Genomic DNA, 16,539 nt, shown 5'->3' on the forward strand with positions numbered 1-16,539 from the left:
ATAATAACGAGATAAAAGAGCCGTCTTTTAAATCAACCGTATCTCAGTAAGATAAGAGAGTGGATGCCGGATAATTTCCTGTACGTCCCATGAACCTTTTAAAGCCTATAAACGTTTATTTCCAAAGGAAACTATTTTAAAACGAAAACATATTCAAATGAAGATCATTATTATTGGAGGCGTAGCAGGAGGAGCTACTACTGCAGCCCGTATCAGACGTTCGGACGAAACAGCGGAAATCATCTTGTTGGAAAAAGGAAAGTACATATCTTATGCCAACTGCGGACTGCCTTATTATATAGGAGACATCATCAAAGAGCGGGAGAAGTTATTTGTACAGACCCCCGAAGCCTTCGGAGTACGTTTCAGGGTGGACGTGCGTACCGAGAATGAAGTTATTTTTATCGACCGGAAGAAAAAGACAGTGACCGTCCGCCTTAAGAGTGAAGACACTTACGAAGAAAGTTATGACAAACTGTTAATATCCACCGGAGCATCTCCTGTACGCCCACCATTACCGGGCATTGACTCCACCGGTATCTTTACTTTGCGGAATGTAGCAGACACCGACCGCATTAAAGCATACGTCAACAGTCGGCCTCCCCGCCGGGCTGTCGTGATCGGGGCCGGATTCATCGGACTGGAAATGGCAGAAAACCTGCATGCACTGGGAGCGCAAGTATCTATTGTCGAGATGGGCAACCAAGTGATGGCACCTATTGACTTTTCAATGGCAGCACTGGTTCATCAACATTTGATGGAGAAGGGTGTCAACTTATACCTGGAACAAGCTGTCGCATCATTTGAGCAAGCAGGCAAAGAAGTGAAGGTAGTCTTCAAGAACGGACAATCCATCCTGGCGGATATCGTGATTCTATCTATCGGAGTGCGCCCGGAGACAACGTTGGCAAGGGCTGCCGAACTTGCGATCGGTGAAGCGGGAGGTATCGCAGTAAATGATTATTTGCAGACTTCCGACGAGTCGATCTATGCCATCGGTGATGCCATTGAATTCCGCCATCCCATTACGGGCAAACCTTGGCTGAACTATCTTGCCGGACCCGCCAACCGACAGGGACGTATTGTTGCCGACAACCTGCTGGGTGCACAGATTCCTTATGAAGGAGCCATCGGCACCTCCATCGCAAAAGTATTCGACATGACAGTAGCCTCAACCGGACTTCCGGGAAAGCGGTTAAAGCAAGCGGGCATTGTATATGCATCTTCAACCACTCATCCGGCCTCGCATGCAGGATACTATCCGGACGCTATGCCGATGAGTATCAAAATAACCTTCGATCCCCAAACAGGCAAGTTGTATGGCGGTCAAATTGTGGGGTATGACGGCGTGGACAAACGAATTGACGAACTTTCTCTTGTCATCAAACACGAGGGAACGATCTATGACCTGATGAAAGTAGAGCAAGCGTATGCACCTCCTTTCTCCTCGGCAAAGGACCCTGTAGCCATCGCCGGTTATGTAGCCGAAAACATCATCCTCGGCAGAGTAAAACCCGTATACTGGCGCGACCTGAGAGATATCGAACTGAAAGATGTGTTCCTGCTGGATGTGCGTACACCGGACGAATTTGCATTGGGTTCACTACCCGGGGCAGTAAATATACCATTGGATGAAATACGTGACCGTATTGCTGAACTTCCTTCGAACAAGCCAATCTACACCTTCTGCGCCGTAGGGCTGAGAGGATATCTTGCTTACCGCATCCTGATCCAGCACGGTTTCAAAGAAGTATATAACCTCTCCGGCGGATTGAAGACCTATCGAGCCGCTACCGCTCCTATCATCTTGCACGAAAATGAAGAAACAAACGACACGCCTTCTGCGCAAGACAGCCCGGTGAAACCTTCTGTAGCAGTTGAGGCACCTCAAACTACACCAGCTGCAAATCCTAAGACAATCCGAGTGGATGCCTGCGGATTACAATGTCCGGGCCCGGTCCTAAAGATGAAGAAAACAATGGATACGCTTGTTCCGGGCGAGAGAGTGGAAATTGTGGCTACAGACCCGGGATTCTCGCGGGATGCTGCCGCATGGTGCAACTCTACCGGAAATAAATTTATCTCCAAGGATAGTACCGGAGGGAAATCGGTAGTAGTCATTGAGAAAGGCGAACCCCAGGCTTGTAACCTGACCACGACATGTGACAGCAAAGGTAAAACTCTGATTATGTTCAGTGACGACTTGGACAAGGCACTTGCCACTTTCGTCCTGGCCAACGGCGCAGCTGCCACCGGACAAAAAGTAACTATCTTCTTTACTTTCTGGGGACTGAATGTGATTAAGAAATTGCATAAGCCAAAAGTGGAGAAAGACATTTTCGGCAAGATGTTTGGTACAATGCTCCCATCCAGTTCGCTGAAACTGAAACTTTCTAAAATGAGCATGGGAGGTATGGGTGGAAAAATGATGCGATACATCATGCACCGGAAAGGCATCGACTCACTGGAATCTCTGCGGCAGCAGGCTCTGGAGAACGGAGTGGAGTTTATTGCTTGCCAAATGTCGATGGATGTGATGGGAGTAAAACGTGAAGAGTTGCTTGATGAAGTTACGGTAGGCGGAGTAGCCACTTATATGGAACGTGCCGATAATGCTAACATCAATCTGTTTATTTAATAAAGAAGTATGAATACAATATGTAAGATGCGCGATATCTACAAAGCACTCTCCATTTTCGAAACGGCATTTGAAGAGGTGTATGGAATATCGCTGAACGAAGCAATGGTGCTATGTGCGTTGCGCGAAGCCGGAAAGGAAATTACCTCGACTGCTATAGCCGAACGAACGGAAATGGCTCCGTCGCATACGTCGAAAGTCATCCGTGCGGTAGAAGATAAAGGACTCATCCGACGGGCATTGGGTGAAGTAGACAAACGCCAGATGTACTTCAGTCTCACAGAGGCAGGCAAGAAGCGTTTAAACGAACTGGATCTGGACAAAGTAGAGATACCGGAAATGTTAAAACCTCTGATATAAGTTTGTAACATCAGAGATCACCACAGATTACACAGATTATCACAGATCACCTATACAGACAGGCATCCATTTGACCTTCATCTGTACAGGCTTGTGTAATCTGTGGTGAAAACACCTCCGTAACTTTTCTATTCATCTACAAAGGGGCAAAAATGGGGTCACTCTTCCAACCACTTCTTTATCAACCCGATGGCTTCTTCTTTCTCTTTTTGAGGCAAAGTGTGAATACGAGCCATATGGCTACCCTTCGGCTGTACAAACACATGAATATTCTTTTTTCCCTTCAGCCAGGTGACTCCGGCTGCTGTCCACGGATCATACTGCCCATAAATAAAAATCATTTTCGGATCATTCTCTTTCAGAAAACGGGTTATCTTGTAACTCAGAGTCTCGTCAAATTCCATATCTGCAAGCTCTTCGGGGATCATCAAACGGCGAAGATAGTCTTTACTTGTTCCAATTGAAAGATACTCCCGGAACGGACGAATATCATATCCATAATATCCCAATTCACGTGCCGCCTGGACAAAGAACGAAGTATTAGATCCCTCTTTCACAAAATAGGACGGTGTACTGATAGCAACCAAATGATCGAACAGCTCTTTGTCTGAAGCAGAAACTGACGGAATCCGGCTGACCGGAGTACCCCACTGCCAAAGTGAAAAAGAATACTCAAGCACCGTATAATCATAAATGTCCTCTACAGGCGCACGGAACTGCAACTTCCTCACCGAGCAGTATTTTTTAAAGTGAGGCAGTAAAGCAGCTTTACGCTTCAATACCTCCATCTGGAAATCTTCCACCTTTTGACGATCATCGGGCATAGCTACTGTTCGCAGAAAAGGCTCATGGCGCCCATCTTCGACCGAACGGCAAAGTGGAGCCACATAAGGAACCGTAATATCTATATCATCCGGAAAGTAAGTACGATAAAGCATCGCTGTCTGTCCTCCTTTACTGATTCCGGTAGCAATCCATTTTCCCGGATAAATGGAACGAAAAGCCTCACGAATAGCATGCAGATCCCTGGCAGAATTCCAGGCTGTCAGATACTTCCAGTCTTTCGGTTTAGGGGTCGATTCAAGGAAATAGCGATGTTCTACTGCAATGATATTGGTATTGAACAGCTTAGACAGTTCCTCGTAATATCCGGGATTCAGGGAACGAGCAGCTCCGTAGCCTTCAGTTACCATCAGTGTCGGCCGGTCATATCCCACATGCGCAACGATAACCCGCTGGCTGAAAGATCCTTTTTCGGGATGACTATGATCTAATGGCTGTTTGAAACGTAACAAATACTTTTCCGCAAAGAGAGAGGTCTCTAACGATTGGGTACGGATGATAAGGGTAATTGTATTCAACTTCGTCAGCAAATCCGACTTTGCTGATAAAGGAAGAGTCATGGACAGCAAAAGAATGAAAAGGGAAAGTGTCTGCCAGATGCGTAGGTTCTTCATATTTATTTTGGTTTTAATTTTGTACAAAGATAGATCTTTCACCAAAGCCTCCAAGTAATCATACTGCATTTTAACATTATTCTTTGCGAACCTTTTAACAAGAGTCTTGTTATTTTCTGCAAACGCCTTAAGGTACCAGGGCAAGATTTTTTTAATTAACCTAAACATTATAAAGATATGAAGAGATTAATTCCCATCTTATTGGCGGTCTTTGCATTCGCAGCCTGCGAAAAAGACCCTGACATGGACAAATTGGACAATGACTATTTGGTTTACACCAACTACGACAAGAAAGCTGACTTCAAACAATTCAGCACGTATTACATCCCTGACAGCGTTCTCGTCATCGGAGATAAAAAAGATCCGGAATACTGGAAAGGTGAAGCAGCAGAAGCTATCATCAATGCGTACAAAGAAAACCTGAATAGCAAAGGTTTTACATATACAGACAATAAAGATGCTGCCGACCTGGGTATACAGGTAAGTTACGTTCAAAGTACTTATTACTTCACCGATTACGGACAACCTGAGTGGTGGTGGAACTATCCCGGATACTGGGATGCACCTTACTGGGGTAATTGGGGCGGCTGGTATTATCCGTATGTTGTAAACTATAGCATTACAACCAACTCATTCCTTACTGAGATTATGAACCTGAAAGCTCCTGAGGGTGAAAAACAAAAACTCCCCGTTTTGTGGAGCAGCTTCCTGAGCGGACCTGCAAGCTATTCCGGTAAAGTGAACCAGACTCTGGTGGTTCGCGCAATCAATCAGTCGTTTGCACAGTCACCCTATCTCACTAACAAATAATTTAATCAAGAACCGTTATGAAAACAATGAAATATATTTCTCTTAGAGTACTGGCCATAGCGGCCCTTGCTCTGGCCTTTGCCATGCCGGCCAAGGCACAGTTATCAGATAATGGATACGCTAACGTGGACTGGCAGTTCAACGCACCACTGAAGAATCACTTTGCCGATAAAGCCAGCGGATGGGGTATGAACTTCGAAGGCGGTTACTTTGTAACTCCTAATCTCGGACTCGGACTCTTTATGAACTACAGCAGTAACCACGAATACTTCCCACGCGCAACTTTCCCTGTTGGCGAAGGAACCGTGAATACTGACCAGCAACATACCATCTTCCAGTTACCTTTTGGTGCCGCTGCACGTTATCAAATGAATCGTGGCGGAGCATGGCAACCTTATTTCGGTGTCAAGCTGGGTGCCAATTATGCGAAAGTACGTTCTAACTACAATATGTTCGAAACCCGCGATAATACTTGGGGATTCTACGTATCACCGGAAATCGGTCTTAACGTATACCCTTGGGCTTACGGTCCGGGTCTGCATATCGCCGTTTACTACAGCTATGCTACCAACAAGGCCAATGTGCTGACTTACAATGTAGACAAGCTGAACAACTTCGGCTTCAGGGTAGGTCTTGCCTTCTAAAAAGAGCAGAGGTACCTGACTATATACAAAAGAGGCTGTTATATCACATGACAGCCTCTTCCTTTTTAAAAGCAATACATAGTATGCTTGCCTTTCATTTGACAACTTTATCAATCACTATTTATCTAAATAAAGGCCAATTGGGATCTTCTATATGGGCTTCTTTCATAATCGCTTTCCATTCATCCGCTTTCTCGGGGAATTGAATCAGCACATTGTACTTCTCTGACGGATCAGAAGCCAGGTTGTATAATTCGTAATAGGGCTTATTTCCCCGTATATTCATGTGAACAAGCTTCCAGTCACCTTTGCGGACAGCCTGACGCCCATTCATCTCAAGAAATTCGAAATAAAGATATTCATGTTCTTTCTGTCCTTTACGGTTTTGTAACAGAGGAAGTATACTGACACCATCCATATTCCGGGTATCCGCTTTCGGATTCAGCACTTCCCTGAAAGTGGGCATTAAGTCCCAGAATGAACACATGAAATCGGTTTCCGTACCGGATTGTACGTGTCCGGGCCACGATATGATCATGGGTACACGGATACCACCTTCGTACACGTCACGTTTATACCCGCGCCATATGCCATTACTGTTGAAAAAGTCCGGATCGGCACCACCCTCCATATGAGGACCATTATCACTCGAAAAGATGATAATGGTATTATCGTATACTCCCATATCTTTCAACTTCTGCACAATCTGCCCTACATATACATCCAACCGATAGACCATTGCAGCAAATGTAGCGTGCGGATAGAACTGAGTACAATATCCTCCTTTACGGAAAGCAGGACTTCCGGGCTCCACTCCACGATAAGGCTTCTCGGGGTACTTCCCACGAAACTTCTTAATAATACTATCTTCAGGTACTATCAGTTCGGCATGCGGAATAATGGTAGGATACCACATAAAGAAAGGTTGATCTTTCTCCTTAGCGGCTTCATCCAGAAAAGCCAATGCTTTAGAGTGAATTAGGTCCTGCGAATAAGTACCCTTCCCATATTGCACATTGAGATTATTGTCCGGCAAATCTACCCGTTTATCATTGTCCCACAAATGATCGGGATAATAGCTGTGTGCCAGCAACTGGCAATTATATCCGTAAAATTGATCGACTCCCTGTTTGTAAGGGTCTCCCGCGGAACCGATATAGCCAAGTCCCCATTTACCAAAGGCACCTGTGCGATAACCGGCATTACGGAAATCATTGAAAATTGTCTGTGAGTTTTCCGGCAATGGGAATTGTCCTTCCGGAGCAAGCTCTTTATTTCCACGGATAGCCGTATGCCCGCTATGGGTTCCGGTTATCAGACACGAACGTGAGGGAGCACTAACCGTTGTCCCCGAATAACATTGGGTAAAACGCATTCCGTTCTGTGCCAACCGGTCGATATTAGGGGTCTCAAACTTTTCCTGCCCATAACAGCTTAAGTCTCCGTATCCCAAATCGTCGGCCAATATGAAAACGACATTCGGACGGGTTTGTTCTTTTGCTTTCTTCTGCCGGGCCAACGCCTGCTGTGTAGAAGCCATTCCTACAAGCAGTGCACTTCCGAGTAATAATTTCTGATTCATAATGTTCATTTAAAGTTTTCAAAACAAAAAGAAGAGAATGTTTCAAAAGCCTCCTTACCACAGATCACTCAGATTATAACAGACTATCCACGCGGATAACCTATATTTTAGTATTTCATCCGTGCAATCTGTGGTGCCTTTGACACATTCCCTTCTTCTTAAAATTTAATTAAAAAAGAACGGATACAAATCCTTTTATTCCCATCCCGGGTTTTGTGTCAAGTTAGGATTAAGAGCTATTTCTTCTAACGGAACCTGATAGAGATAATATTTCTCCAGCCAGCCTTTTCCTTCCTTCAACGGATCGTTGAATAGATAAATATAACCTTCGGTCATCGATCCGTTCGCCCCATCTGAAGTTCCGGTCATTTCGTTGAGTAGTGTCAGTGAGCTGAGTTCCGTCTTTGCAATCCACATACCTTTCTGCTGCATATTGACGAACCAAGGAGCCATTCGCCAACGACGTACATCATAGAAACCAAATCCTTCGCCCATCAATTCAATAATACGTTCACGACGGATTTCCCACAATACCGGATCAACAAGGATGCCGTTATCATTCCCTTTCGGATAATATTTTCCACGGTTCGGGTCAAAATTACCATCAATCTGTGCTACTACCATATCGGCTACACCGGCACGTTTACGTAACTTATTGATCGTCTCGTCGGCAATGGTTTGTGTAAATTGGTTGGTTTCGAACATAGCTTCAGCATAGTTCAACAGCACCTCTTCAATTTTAAAGACGGGTTTGTCAGCAGTATTCACCTGAGCATTGTTATAGTTTTCTTCCCAATTGTCCCAGTTCTTCCATACATAATATCCCGAACGGCAAGCCACATAAGCATGCGGTCCATATTTCTTTCCTTCAATTGTATACTGTGCTCCCCCTTGCAGGTTAGGAACACGACGTACCAATGAAGCACTCCAGTTTTGTCCCGGCAAGCGTTTCATACCAATACCCGGATTGCTGCAAGACTCGTTAGCTCCCATGATGTCGATATATTCACGATCGGCAGGATTACTTGTATAAGACCATGTAGAATAATCCCCCTTACCATCTTTTACCTTATAAGGCGGCATGATGGTGTGATACATGCGCGGGTCACGATTACGGAAAGTAGCATAAATATCCTTATCCCCCTGATATTGATCTGAATGGGAAATAGTCTTACCATCCTTACACAAATACAAATCTACCGTTGCCTGATGCATTTCTATATCGTGTGAAGAGGTGTGTTCATAATAGCACGCATGTCCGGGTTTGATGGTTTCCAACCACTGCTGATACAGAATGACGCCCTGTACCTTACTCAGGTCCTCTGTTGTCCACATTTCACCATATCCGGCTGCCGGCTGTCCGTCGGTACCATAATATAATGTAGGATAATCCGCCATCAACAGCTTCGATACACGGATACATTCATCGAAGTATTTGTCATAACTACCCAATTCATGATATTTGCGCCAAGTTGCTTCGCGAAGTGTGAAACGTGAAAGGGCCGCACGTACGCAATCACGATTGATCGTATTCGAACCGTCCTTTTTCTCGTAAACGGACGCATCACCGATATTTTGTTCGGCCCATTGCAAACGCTCCAGGACTTTGTCAGCCACCTCCAGACGAGGCATCCGCGTTCCGTAAGCTTCTTCAGAGGTTTCGTCCAGTGGTTTATCGATCCAAGGCACATCACCGAAACGGTCTATCAACTCCATATACCAAAATGAGTGGAAGAAATATCCAACAGCTTTCCAGTGATTCTTTTCAGCTTCTGTCATATCAGAATCATCCACATGCGAAAGCATCAGGTTGATACGGCGAATGAATGTAGAGAAGTTCCATCCATTACCCGACGTAGCATTGGTCACTGTCTGGAACGCATATTTATTCTGACTGCTGGCTCCACGCTGATTCAGGTATCCTGCATACACATCACCCATATAGTGAGAGTTACGCCCGATTGCCGTTGTAGAAGTGGCGATGTTCGTATTAGAGAACATTTCATAACATGGCCACATAAAGGCCTTAAAATTGTCATACGACTTGAATGCATTTTCTTCCGTCAGGCTGGTTACAGGATATTTCTCAAGGAAGCTATCGTTGCATCCCGCCAGTATCATCCCTGTGAAGAGGGTTAAAAACAATAATATCTTTTTCATATTCATGTATCAGATTAGAGTTTATAATGTGATATTTATACCGAACGAAACTGTACGGAATGCCGGATAGTTCCATTCTATTCTCTCCGGGTCGATACCCGAAGGCAAAGAGGTGAAAGTAGCTACGTTTTCAACACTGACAAACGCCTTCATTTGTGAAAGGAAGATCTGAGACAGCCACTTCTTTGGTAAATTGTAAGACAAAGTGATGTTCTTGATACGGAGATAAGAAGCATCAGACAAGTATTTGTCACTCTGACGGAGGTTTGAACCGGAGTTACCTCGGTTACCATACAGACGAGGATACTTCGCATTCGGATTGACTGCCGTCCAGTCACCGTTGTCGGGATCTTTAGGCATCCAGTAGTCACTCAAACCGTCAAACAACGGAATGAAGTTATCACCGTTCATCGGGAAAGTCAATACATTCGAAATCCAGTAATCACGCTTTCCTGTTCCCTGAAGGATAACATTGAGGTCGAAACCGGCATAGTTAGCTCCCAGATTGATACCATACTGGTAACGCGGAGTCGTATTACCGATCACTTTACGGTCACCCGGATTGTCGAATGTATTGTCACCACTGGTAATTACATTAGTAGAACTTTCATCATCACGGAGATTTTTGAATTTCACATCACCCGGACGTACGTTATAACCATTGATCGAGGTTATTCCCTCTTTCAGTTTCCAGGATGATGTATCCTCGAAATCGTCCACAGAATAATAACCATCGGCTACATAGCCCCATATCTCTCCCATCACCTGTCCGGGATAGAAACTGCTCAGCAACTTGGTGGTTGCATTATCATCGTATTTGGTAATTTTCGATTTATAATCCGACAGGTTGAATCCCAAACGATATCCCACCTTACCGATCTGGTCACGCCAGTTCAGGCTCAACTCCCAGCCTCGTGTACGCATATCGGCAGTATTCTGATAAGGAGCACTTGCACCTACGACAGCCGGTAGCTGCACACCCGGAGCAAGCATGCCGTTAGTGTTACGCTGATACCATTCAAATACACCATTCAGGCGATTGTTGAATAAATTAATATCAAGTCCGACATTGACCGTACCTACTTTCTCCCATGTAAAGTTCTGGCTTACCAAAGCCGGCAACGAGCTGATAGAGGTGACATACGTATTGTCGATAATCCAGGAAGTAGATTTATTGCTGACGCTCATTGTCGGAGTGAAAGTATACGGATTCACATTCTGGTTACCGATCACACCATATGATGCGCGAATCTTCAATCCGTCCAACCAGTTACGGGTAGACTCCATAAACTTCTCCTGAGCGATCTGCCAGCCGGCTGATACAGAAGGGAAGAAACCGAAACGAGAGCTCTTCGGGAATTTAGAAGAACCGTCATAACGTCCGTTCACTTCCAGCAAATATTTGTCCTGATAGTTATAGTTGACTCTAAAGAATCCACCACGTACGGCATATTCACTGTATGAGTCGGTAGCCTTGATGGTACCGGTTCCCGATCCCATGGCCGGTACGTCTATCACCGCCTGGTTGTAAGAATAAGCATCCAATGTTTCCTGATAGCTCGACTCCTGGTTGAATCCTGCCATTACTTTGAAATTATGGTCACCGAATTTCTTGCTATATGTAGCGTAAACGTTGATAGCGTTATAATTCGTATGCTGTTTGTACTTTCTCAGATAATCGTCTACAAATGATTTTGAACTTCCTCCCTGAATGGTAGTATAGTCATACTGTCCTGTATACCAGTGGTAATCATAGATATTTTTATCAAATGTATATTCAAATACAGCTTCCAGTCCCTTTAGTGGTTTCAATATGGATTTCAGGAAGATACGCGGATTGTCATTATTATTGTTTACCGGATTCGACAACAAGATCTGGTTGCGTGGAGTAAACAAAGGAAGATCCTCGTTTGCCAACGTATTGACTGATGCCGGCAGATCTCCTTCCGGATAATATGAAACCAAACGGGTATTATACACACCTCCCATTCCACCGGGTGAAGTCTGTAGACTATGCGCATAGCTCATAGTCACTTCCTGAGTGAACCAGTTGGTTACATCTGCCGAAATAAAGGTATTGATATTCATACGTTCAAACTTATCACGATCGGATACCAATACACCGTCATTCGAAGTATATCCACCCGAAATACGATAACGCAGTTTGTCCGTACCTCCGGAAGCAGAAATATTATGAGTCATCTGGAAACTGGTCTCCATAAAGTTCTTATAGAGATCTTTTTCATTCAAGTAGTATGGTACACCGGATTCATCCATATAAATACCGTCTCCCACCGTATTGAAAGCAGAAGGGTTCTTCTGGTATTCACTCAGATATTCCATCCATTTGCTGACACTTGGCGAACCGAGCGACCAATAGGCATCTGAATATCCACAATCCAGATAAGCTTGCAGATAATCCATCAACGGAGCCTGTTTAGGCAAATTGACAGCTGTTCCGAAAGCAAAGTTATTGTTGTAATTCAATGAAAACTTAGCAGCACCTTTAGGGCGTTTAGTCGTAACGACAATTACACCACCGGCTGCACGTGCACCATAGATAGCTGCGGAAGCTGCATCCTTCAGTACACTGATTGACTCGATATCTTCGGGGTTTACCATATCGAGGTCACCTTCCACATTATCAATCAATACGAGTGGCTTAATGGTGTTTCCGTATGAACCGTCCGAGTTCTTGACACCCACCGAATAGGCTCCACGAATCTGGAACGACTTACTGGTTCCGGGAGCATTCCCCCCATTAGATACAAACAGTCCCGGTACGGCTCCCTGAAGAGCATCAGACGCATTCAAGATAGGGCGGTCACCCAGTACCTCATCCATTTTCACAGAAGATACGGCTCCGGTCAGATTTGCTTTCTTCTGCGAACCATAACCTACTACCACGACTTCTTCCAGCGCCTGAGTATCATCCATCATAACCACTTTCAGTGAGGTTTGATTAGTTATCTTAATATTTTGTGTTATGTATCCTATATACGAAATACTGATCACAGCATTAGGATGGACGGAAAGAGAGAATTTACCATTGATATCGGTAATCGTACCATTGGAAGGGTTTCCTTTTTCTAAAACAGTAGCACCAATAATAGGTTCACCGGCAGCATCGGTCAGTGTACCGGTAATCTTCCTTGCTTGCTGAACAGCAGCAACAGACTGGTTCTCATAAGTCTCTAAAGACGTAGCGAACACATGGTTCGGAGAGAGCAGGCCGGCAGAAATGCCAAGTCCTATCAGAACTTAAAATAGCATGAAAGGATTACTTTTCTTTTTATATTACTTTATGATTTATATTAGGCAGAAAAATAAATCAATAAAAGAATTATTTTATATTATTTTTTAGTATTGTTTATTGTATTTATAAAAAATACAGTTAACTTCGTCTTCGAAAGTTAAATCTAATACAGGTAGAAAAATAGGATTAAGATAGTAAACAGACATATATAGAAGTCATTCTCAATTAGTCCTATCTCACTATCTAAAAACCATTTAAATATTAATACTTATGAGAAAATGCTCTCCAATTTCCCCTAATTCCTTTCGGAAAGTTCTGATAGTACTTAGAGTAGAGCACTCATTTTACTATTAATTTTAATACTTTTCTCCATCCCTGGCCATTCTCAGACTCAATTCTTTACATTTAAAAAGTGAAAACCATATTTATAACCTGAATATCCCGGTGGATCAATAGTACTAAATAGAAATATTAGCATATCAAACATCGTGGCCCATAGGACGTTATACAGAAATTCCTGATAGAGCCTTGCTCTATCAGGAATTTCTGTATAATAGACCTATATATGTAATAATTACTTTTCTTTCATCGCTTCATAAATCGTTTCTTGAATTCTCTCCCTAATCTCAAGCTTAGATAGTTTGTTCACCCAAGCATCGGGATAGGTGCGATTACTAAGAAATACATAAATTAAGCCATTATCAGAATCTACCCAGGCACAAGTTCCTGTAAATCCGGTATGCCCATAAACAGTAACCGGAGCAGAAGCAGCACACGGGCTTTTGTTTTCATTCACCACATCCGGCTTATCAAAACCCAAACCGCGACGGCTGATTTTAGACTTTTCAGTAGTGAATAGAGCACAAGTTTCCTTGCTGAGATAACGTCTTCCATCCAACTCACCGCCATTGAGCAACATCTGATAAATACGTCCGACTTCACGAGCATTAGAGAAAAGTCCGGCATTACCCGAAATTCCCCCTTGGAAAGCAGCCGACTCATCATGGACAAATCCCTGCAAAGTAGTCTTACGCAGGAAACGGTCTACCGCAGAAGGTACTACCTCTTTTTTATCGAAGTAACGCAACGGCAGATACGCAGTATGTTCCAACCCCATCGGCTGATAGAACTCTTGCCATAAATATTCATCCATCGGTTTTCCGCTAAGCTCTTCTGCAAGCATCTGCAACAAGATAAACCCGACATCACTATAACGATAACTCTTGTCTTTTAACGGTGCTTCAGCTATTTTCTTCCGTATCTCTTCACGGAACGACCGGTTCAACCATAAACTGTCACAAACCTGAAGAGTATAATCACCGTTCTTCTCTTTAGACGCCATCCCCTTATTAAACCGGAATCTTGGATTTCCCCAGGTACGGACACCCAACCGTACCGTATGTAAGGCATCTTTCGACTGCTTGAACAGCGAACCTTTATAACTTTTCCCGTCAATGGCCTCCTGATAGAAAAGCAGACCGGAAGGTAAGCCAGACTGATGCATGAGCAATTCACGAATGGTCAGGTTCTCTTTATTCGTCTTGCGCAGGAAAGGCAGATAATCTGAAACTTTATCGGTCAGATTGAAACGACCTTTATCGTAAAGCTTCATTATGGCCAACAACGTTCCTGTTGTTTTAGACAGTGAAGCCAGATCATAAAGATCTGTCGGTTTCACTTTTTCACTATGCTTATCTGTATGGTGCCCGAAACATCGGTCATATAAAGCCTTACCATCCTTCATTACCAGTATCTGGCAACCGGGATAAGCTCCTTCTTTAATACCTTCCAAAGCAATTGAATCGATGCGACTTAGCACTTCCGATTTCAGACCATATTCTTCGGGTACAAAATGGAAAGGCGTATGCGGCGTGATCGTCACTCCCGAACCGGCAGAAAACAATCCACCCACACTGGCAGACAGCCTTCCGTCTGCTGTCGCTTTGCCAAAAAGTATATCAGCCACACGTTCCTGAACATCATCATGAGGAGCATGAGCCAGTACCACAGCCTCAGCCGCCGATACAGCCCGCTGGATCTGCAACATGGATTTAGCCGGAGTATAGAATACATAAATTGCAGGAGCTTCCGGAGCAAACCTGGCAAAAAATGATTGGTAAGGAGCAAGGCGTTGCTCGGTAACAGTAACAATAACGCGGCGATAAGCAGCAAGAGAATCACGCAGTTTCTGCTGTTCGACCTCCGGCAAATCTTTACGCAATTGAAAACGCGTAAATGGAATATACTTCTTTATTTCGCGGTCAAAAGGTTCTGTTTTCCCGCCATCACCGACATTCAATATAGCTACCTCTTTCAGGTCGGGATGCAGAGGCAATACGCCTCCTTTATTATTCAACACTGTAATTGCAGCCAGATTTAGCCTGCGAATCAAATCACGTGTTTGAGGCGTATTAATACGAGACCCCAACCCCGATAGTCTCACAAAAGGTTTATCCTTTAGACCTAAAATGTATTTATAAGTGAGTATTTTCCGACATTTTGCATCAATTTCCTCTTCCGGAAGTTCTCCTTTTTCCACCGCTGCCAATACAGCATCTATCTCTTCCTTTAGCCTGCGGGGAGCCAATACCATATCATTTCCGGCTTTCAAGGCTTGCAGACAGACACTCTGATTACCGGAAACCCCTTTCATAGCAAGCGCATCCGTAAAAATAAGTCCCTTAAAAGCCAATTCCTCGGTCAGCAAACCATAAACCACATTGCGCGATAAAGATGAGGGCAATCCACCGATTGGTTCGATTACAGGAACCTGTAAGTGCCCCACCATCATACCACTGACTCCGGCACGGATAGCCTCTTTAAACGGATATAGTTCTACACTGTCCAGACGTTCACGTGTAAAAGGCAATACGGGCAATGCTTTGTGTGAGTCCACGTCCGTATCACCATGTCCCGGGAAATGCTTGCAAACCGAAAGGACTTTTCCACTCTCCAGCCCCGAAGCATAAGCAATCACCTTGTCGGCTACCTGCATCGGATCTTCACCGAACGAACGGGTGTTGATAACCGGATTATCCGGATTGATATTTACGTCAGCCACCGGAGCAAAATTCACCTGTACTCCCAGTTCACGACACTGGCGAGCCATTTCCCGTCCATACTCATAGATCAGCCGATTATCCTGAATACATCCTAATACCATATTTCTCGGAAAAACAGGAGTACCGCGTAAACGCATGGAAAGTCCCCACTCACCATCGAAGGTTATCAGCAACGGACAGCGTGCCATCCGTTGCGCTTCGTTGGTCAGTGTAGCTTGATTCTGTATCTTTCCACCGGAAAAGAGTAATCCACCGACTTTATAGGTATGAACGGCATCGCGCAACAACTGCATATTCCGTTTGGTCTGCACAGGTGCAATGGTATAAATGAACAATTGGCCAACCTTTTCTTTCAAACTCATCCGCTTGTAAACAGAATCGACCCAGTGACGGCATTTTTCGTCCTGAGAGGCCTGATAAAGCAATAAAGGTTCTATAGGAGCAGATACACCGGGAGGAGCATGAAAGTTCTCACCAATAGGAGTATCTTTTAAAGTAGGAGTCTTCGCCCCTACCACAAAAAACGCTGATACGACTAAACCAGCAAATAAATATCTTCTTTTCATTCTA

General features: G+C 44.2%; 9 protein-coding genes. 4 read left to right on the top strand and 5 right to left on the bottom strand.

Annotation, left to right across the window (positions count from 1 at the left end; translation table 11 throughout):
* Window positions 1–157: 157 nt before the first annotated feature.
* Window positions 158–2,638: an FAD-dependent oxidoreductase gene (locus tag FDF36_RS15370; RefSeq protein ID WP_220391930.1), complete on the top strand. Its 2,481-nt coding sequence runs from the start codon at window positions 158–160 to the stop codon at window positions 2,636–2,638.
* A 9-nt stretch (window positions 2,639–2,647) separates the two neighbouring features.
* Window positions 2,648–2,998, top strand: a complete 351-nt coding sequence (locus FDF36_RS15375; protein ID WP_005784476.1) for a MarR family winged helix-turn-helix transcriptional regulator — start codon at window positions 2,648–2,650, stop codon at window positions 2,996–2,998.
* 158 nt (window positions 2,999–3,156) lie between these two features.
* On the opposite strand, the gene FDF36_RS15380 is transcribed toward FDF36_RS15375, so the two are convergent.
* Window positions 3,157–4,455 (bottom strand): S28 family serine protease, encoded by a 1,299-nt coding sequence (locus FDF36_RS15380; RefSeq protein WP_310503383.1) that lies wholly within the window; start codon window positions 4,453–4,455, stop codon window positions 3,157–3,159.
* Window positions 4,456–4,632: 177 nt separating this feature from the next.
* On the opposite strand from FDF36_RS15380, the gene FDF36_RS15385 reads away from it, so the two are divergent.
* Together FDF36_RS15385 and FDF36_RS15390 are read left to right on the top strand one after the other, a co-directional pair.
* Window positions 4,633–5,265, top strand: a complete 633-nt coding sequence (locus tag FDF36_RS15385; RefSeq protein ID WP_005784472.1) for a DUF4136 domain-containing protein — start codon at window positions 4,633–4,635, stop codon at window positions 5,263–5,265.
* A 17-nt stretch (window positions 5,266–5,282) separates the two neighbouring features.
* Window positions 5,283–5,909, top strand: coding sequence for a porin family protein (locus tag FDF36_RS15390; RefSeq protein WP_005784469.1), 627 nt, complete (start codon window positions 5,283–5,285; stop codon window positions 5,907–5,909).
* Window positions 5,910–6,030: 121 nt separating this feature from the next.
* Here the strand turns inward: FDF36_RS15390 and FDF36_RS15395 are convergent, their stop codons facing one another.
* The 4 genes from FDF36_RS15395 to FDF36_RS15410 form a co-directional block, all read right to left on the bottom strand.
* Window positions 6,031–7,491 (bottom strand): arylsulfatase, encoded by a 1,461-nt coding sequence (locus FDF36_RS15395; protein ID WP_220391932.1) that lies wholly within the window; start codon window positions 7,489–7,491, stop codon window positions 6,031–6,033.
* A 195-nt stretch (window positions 7,492–7,686) separates the two neighbouring features.
* Window positions 7,687–9,657 (bottom strand): RagB/SusD family nutrient uptake outer membrane protein, encoded by a 1,971-nt coding sequence (locus FDF36_RS15400; protein WP_220391933.1) that lies wholly within the window; start codon window positions 9,655–9,657, stop codon window positions 7,687–7,689.
* A gap of 15 nt (window positions 9,658–9,672) precedes the next feature.
* Window positions 9,673–12,864 carry a SusC/RagA family TonB-linked outer membrane protein gene (locus FDF36_RS15405; protein WP_220391934.1) on the bottom strand — a complete coding sequence of 1,064 codons (3,192 nt, stop codon included), beginning with the start codon at window positions 12,862–12,864 and terminating at the stop codon, window positions 9,673–9,675.
* Between the two features lie 617 nt (window positions 12,865–13,481).
* On the bottom strand, window positions 13,482–16,535 hold the full coding sequence (locus FDF36_RS15410; protein WP_220391935.1) for a serine hydrolase domain-containing protein: 3,054 nt from the start codon (window positions 16,533–16,535) through the stop codon (window positions 13,482–13,484).
* Window positions 16,536–16,539: the final 4 nt, after the last annotated feature.

It is taken from the genome of Bacteroides fragilis (genome assembly GCF_019583405.1).
GTDB lineage: Bacteria > Bacteroidota > Bacteroidia > Bacteroidales > Bacteroidaceae > Bacteroides > Bacteroides fragilis_B.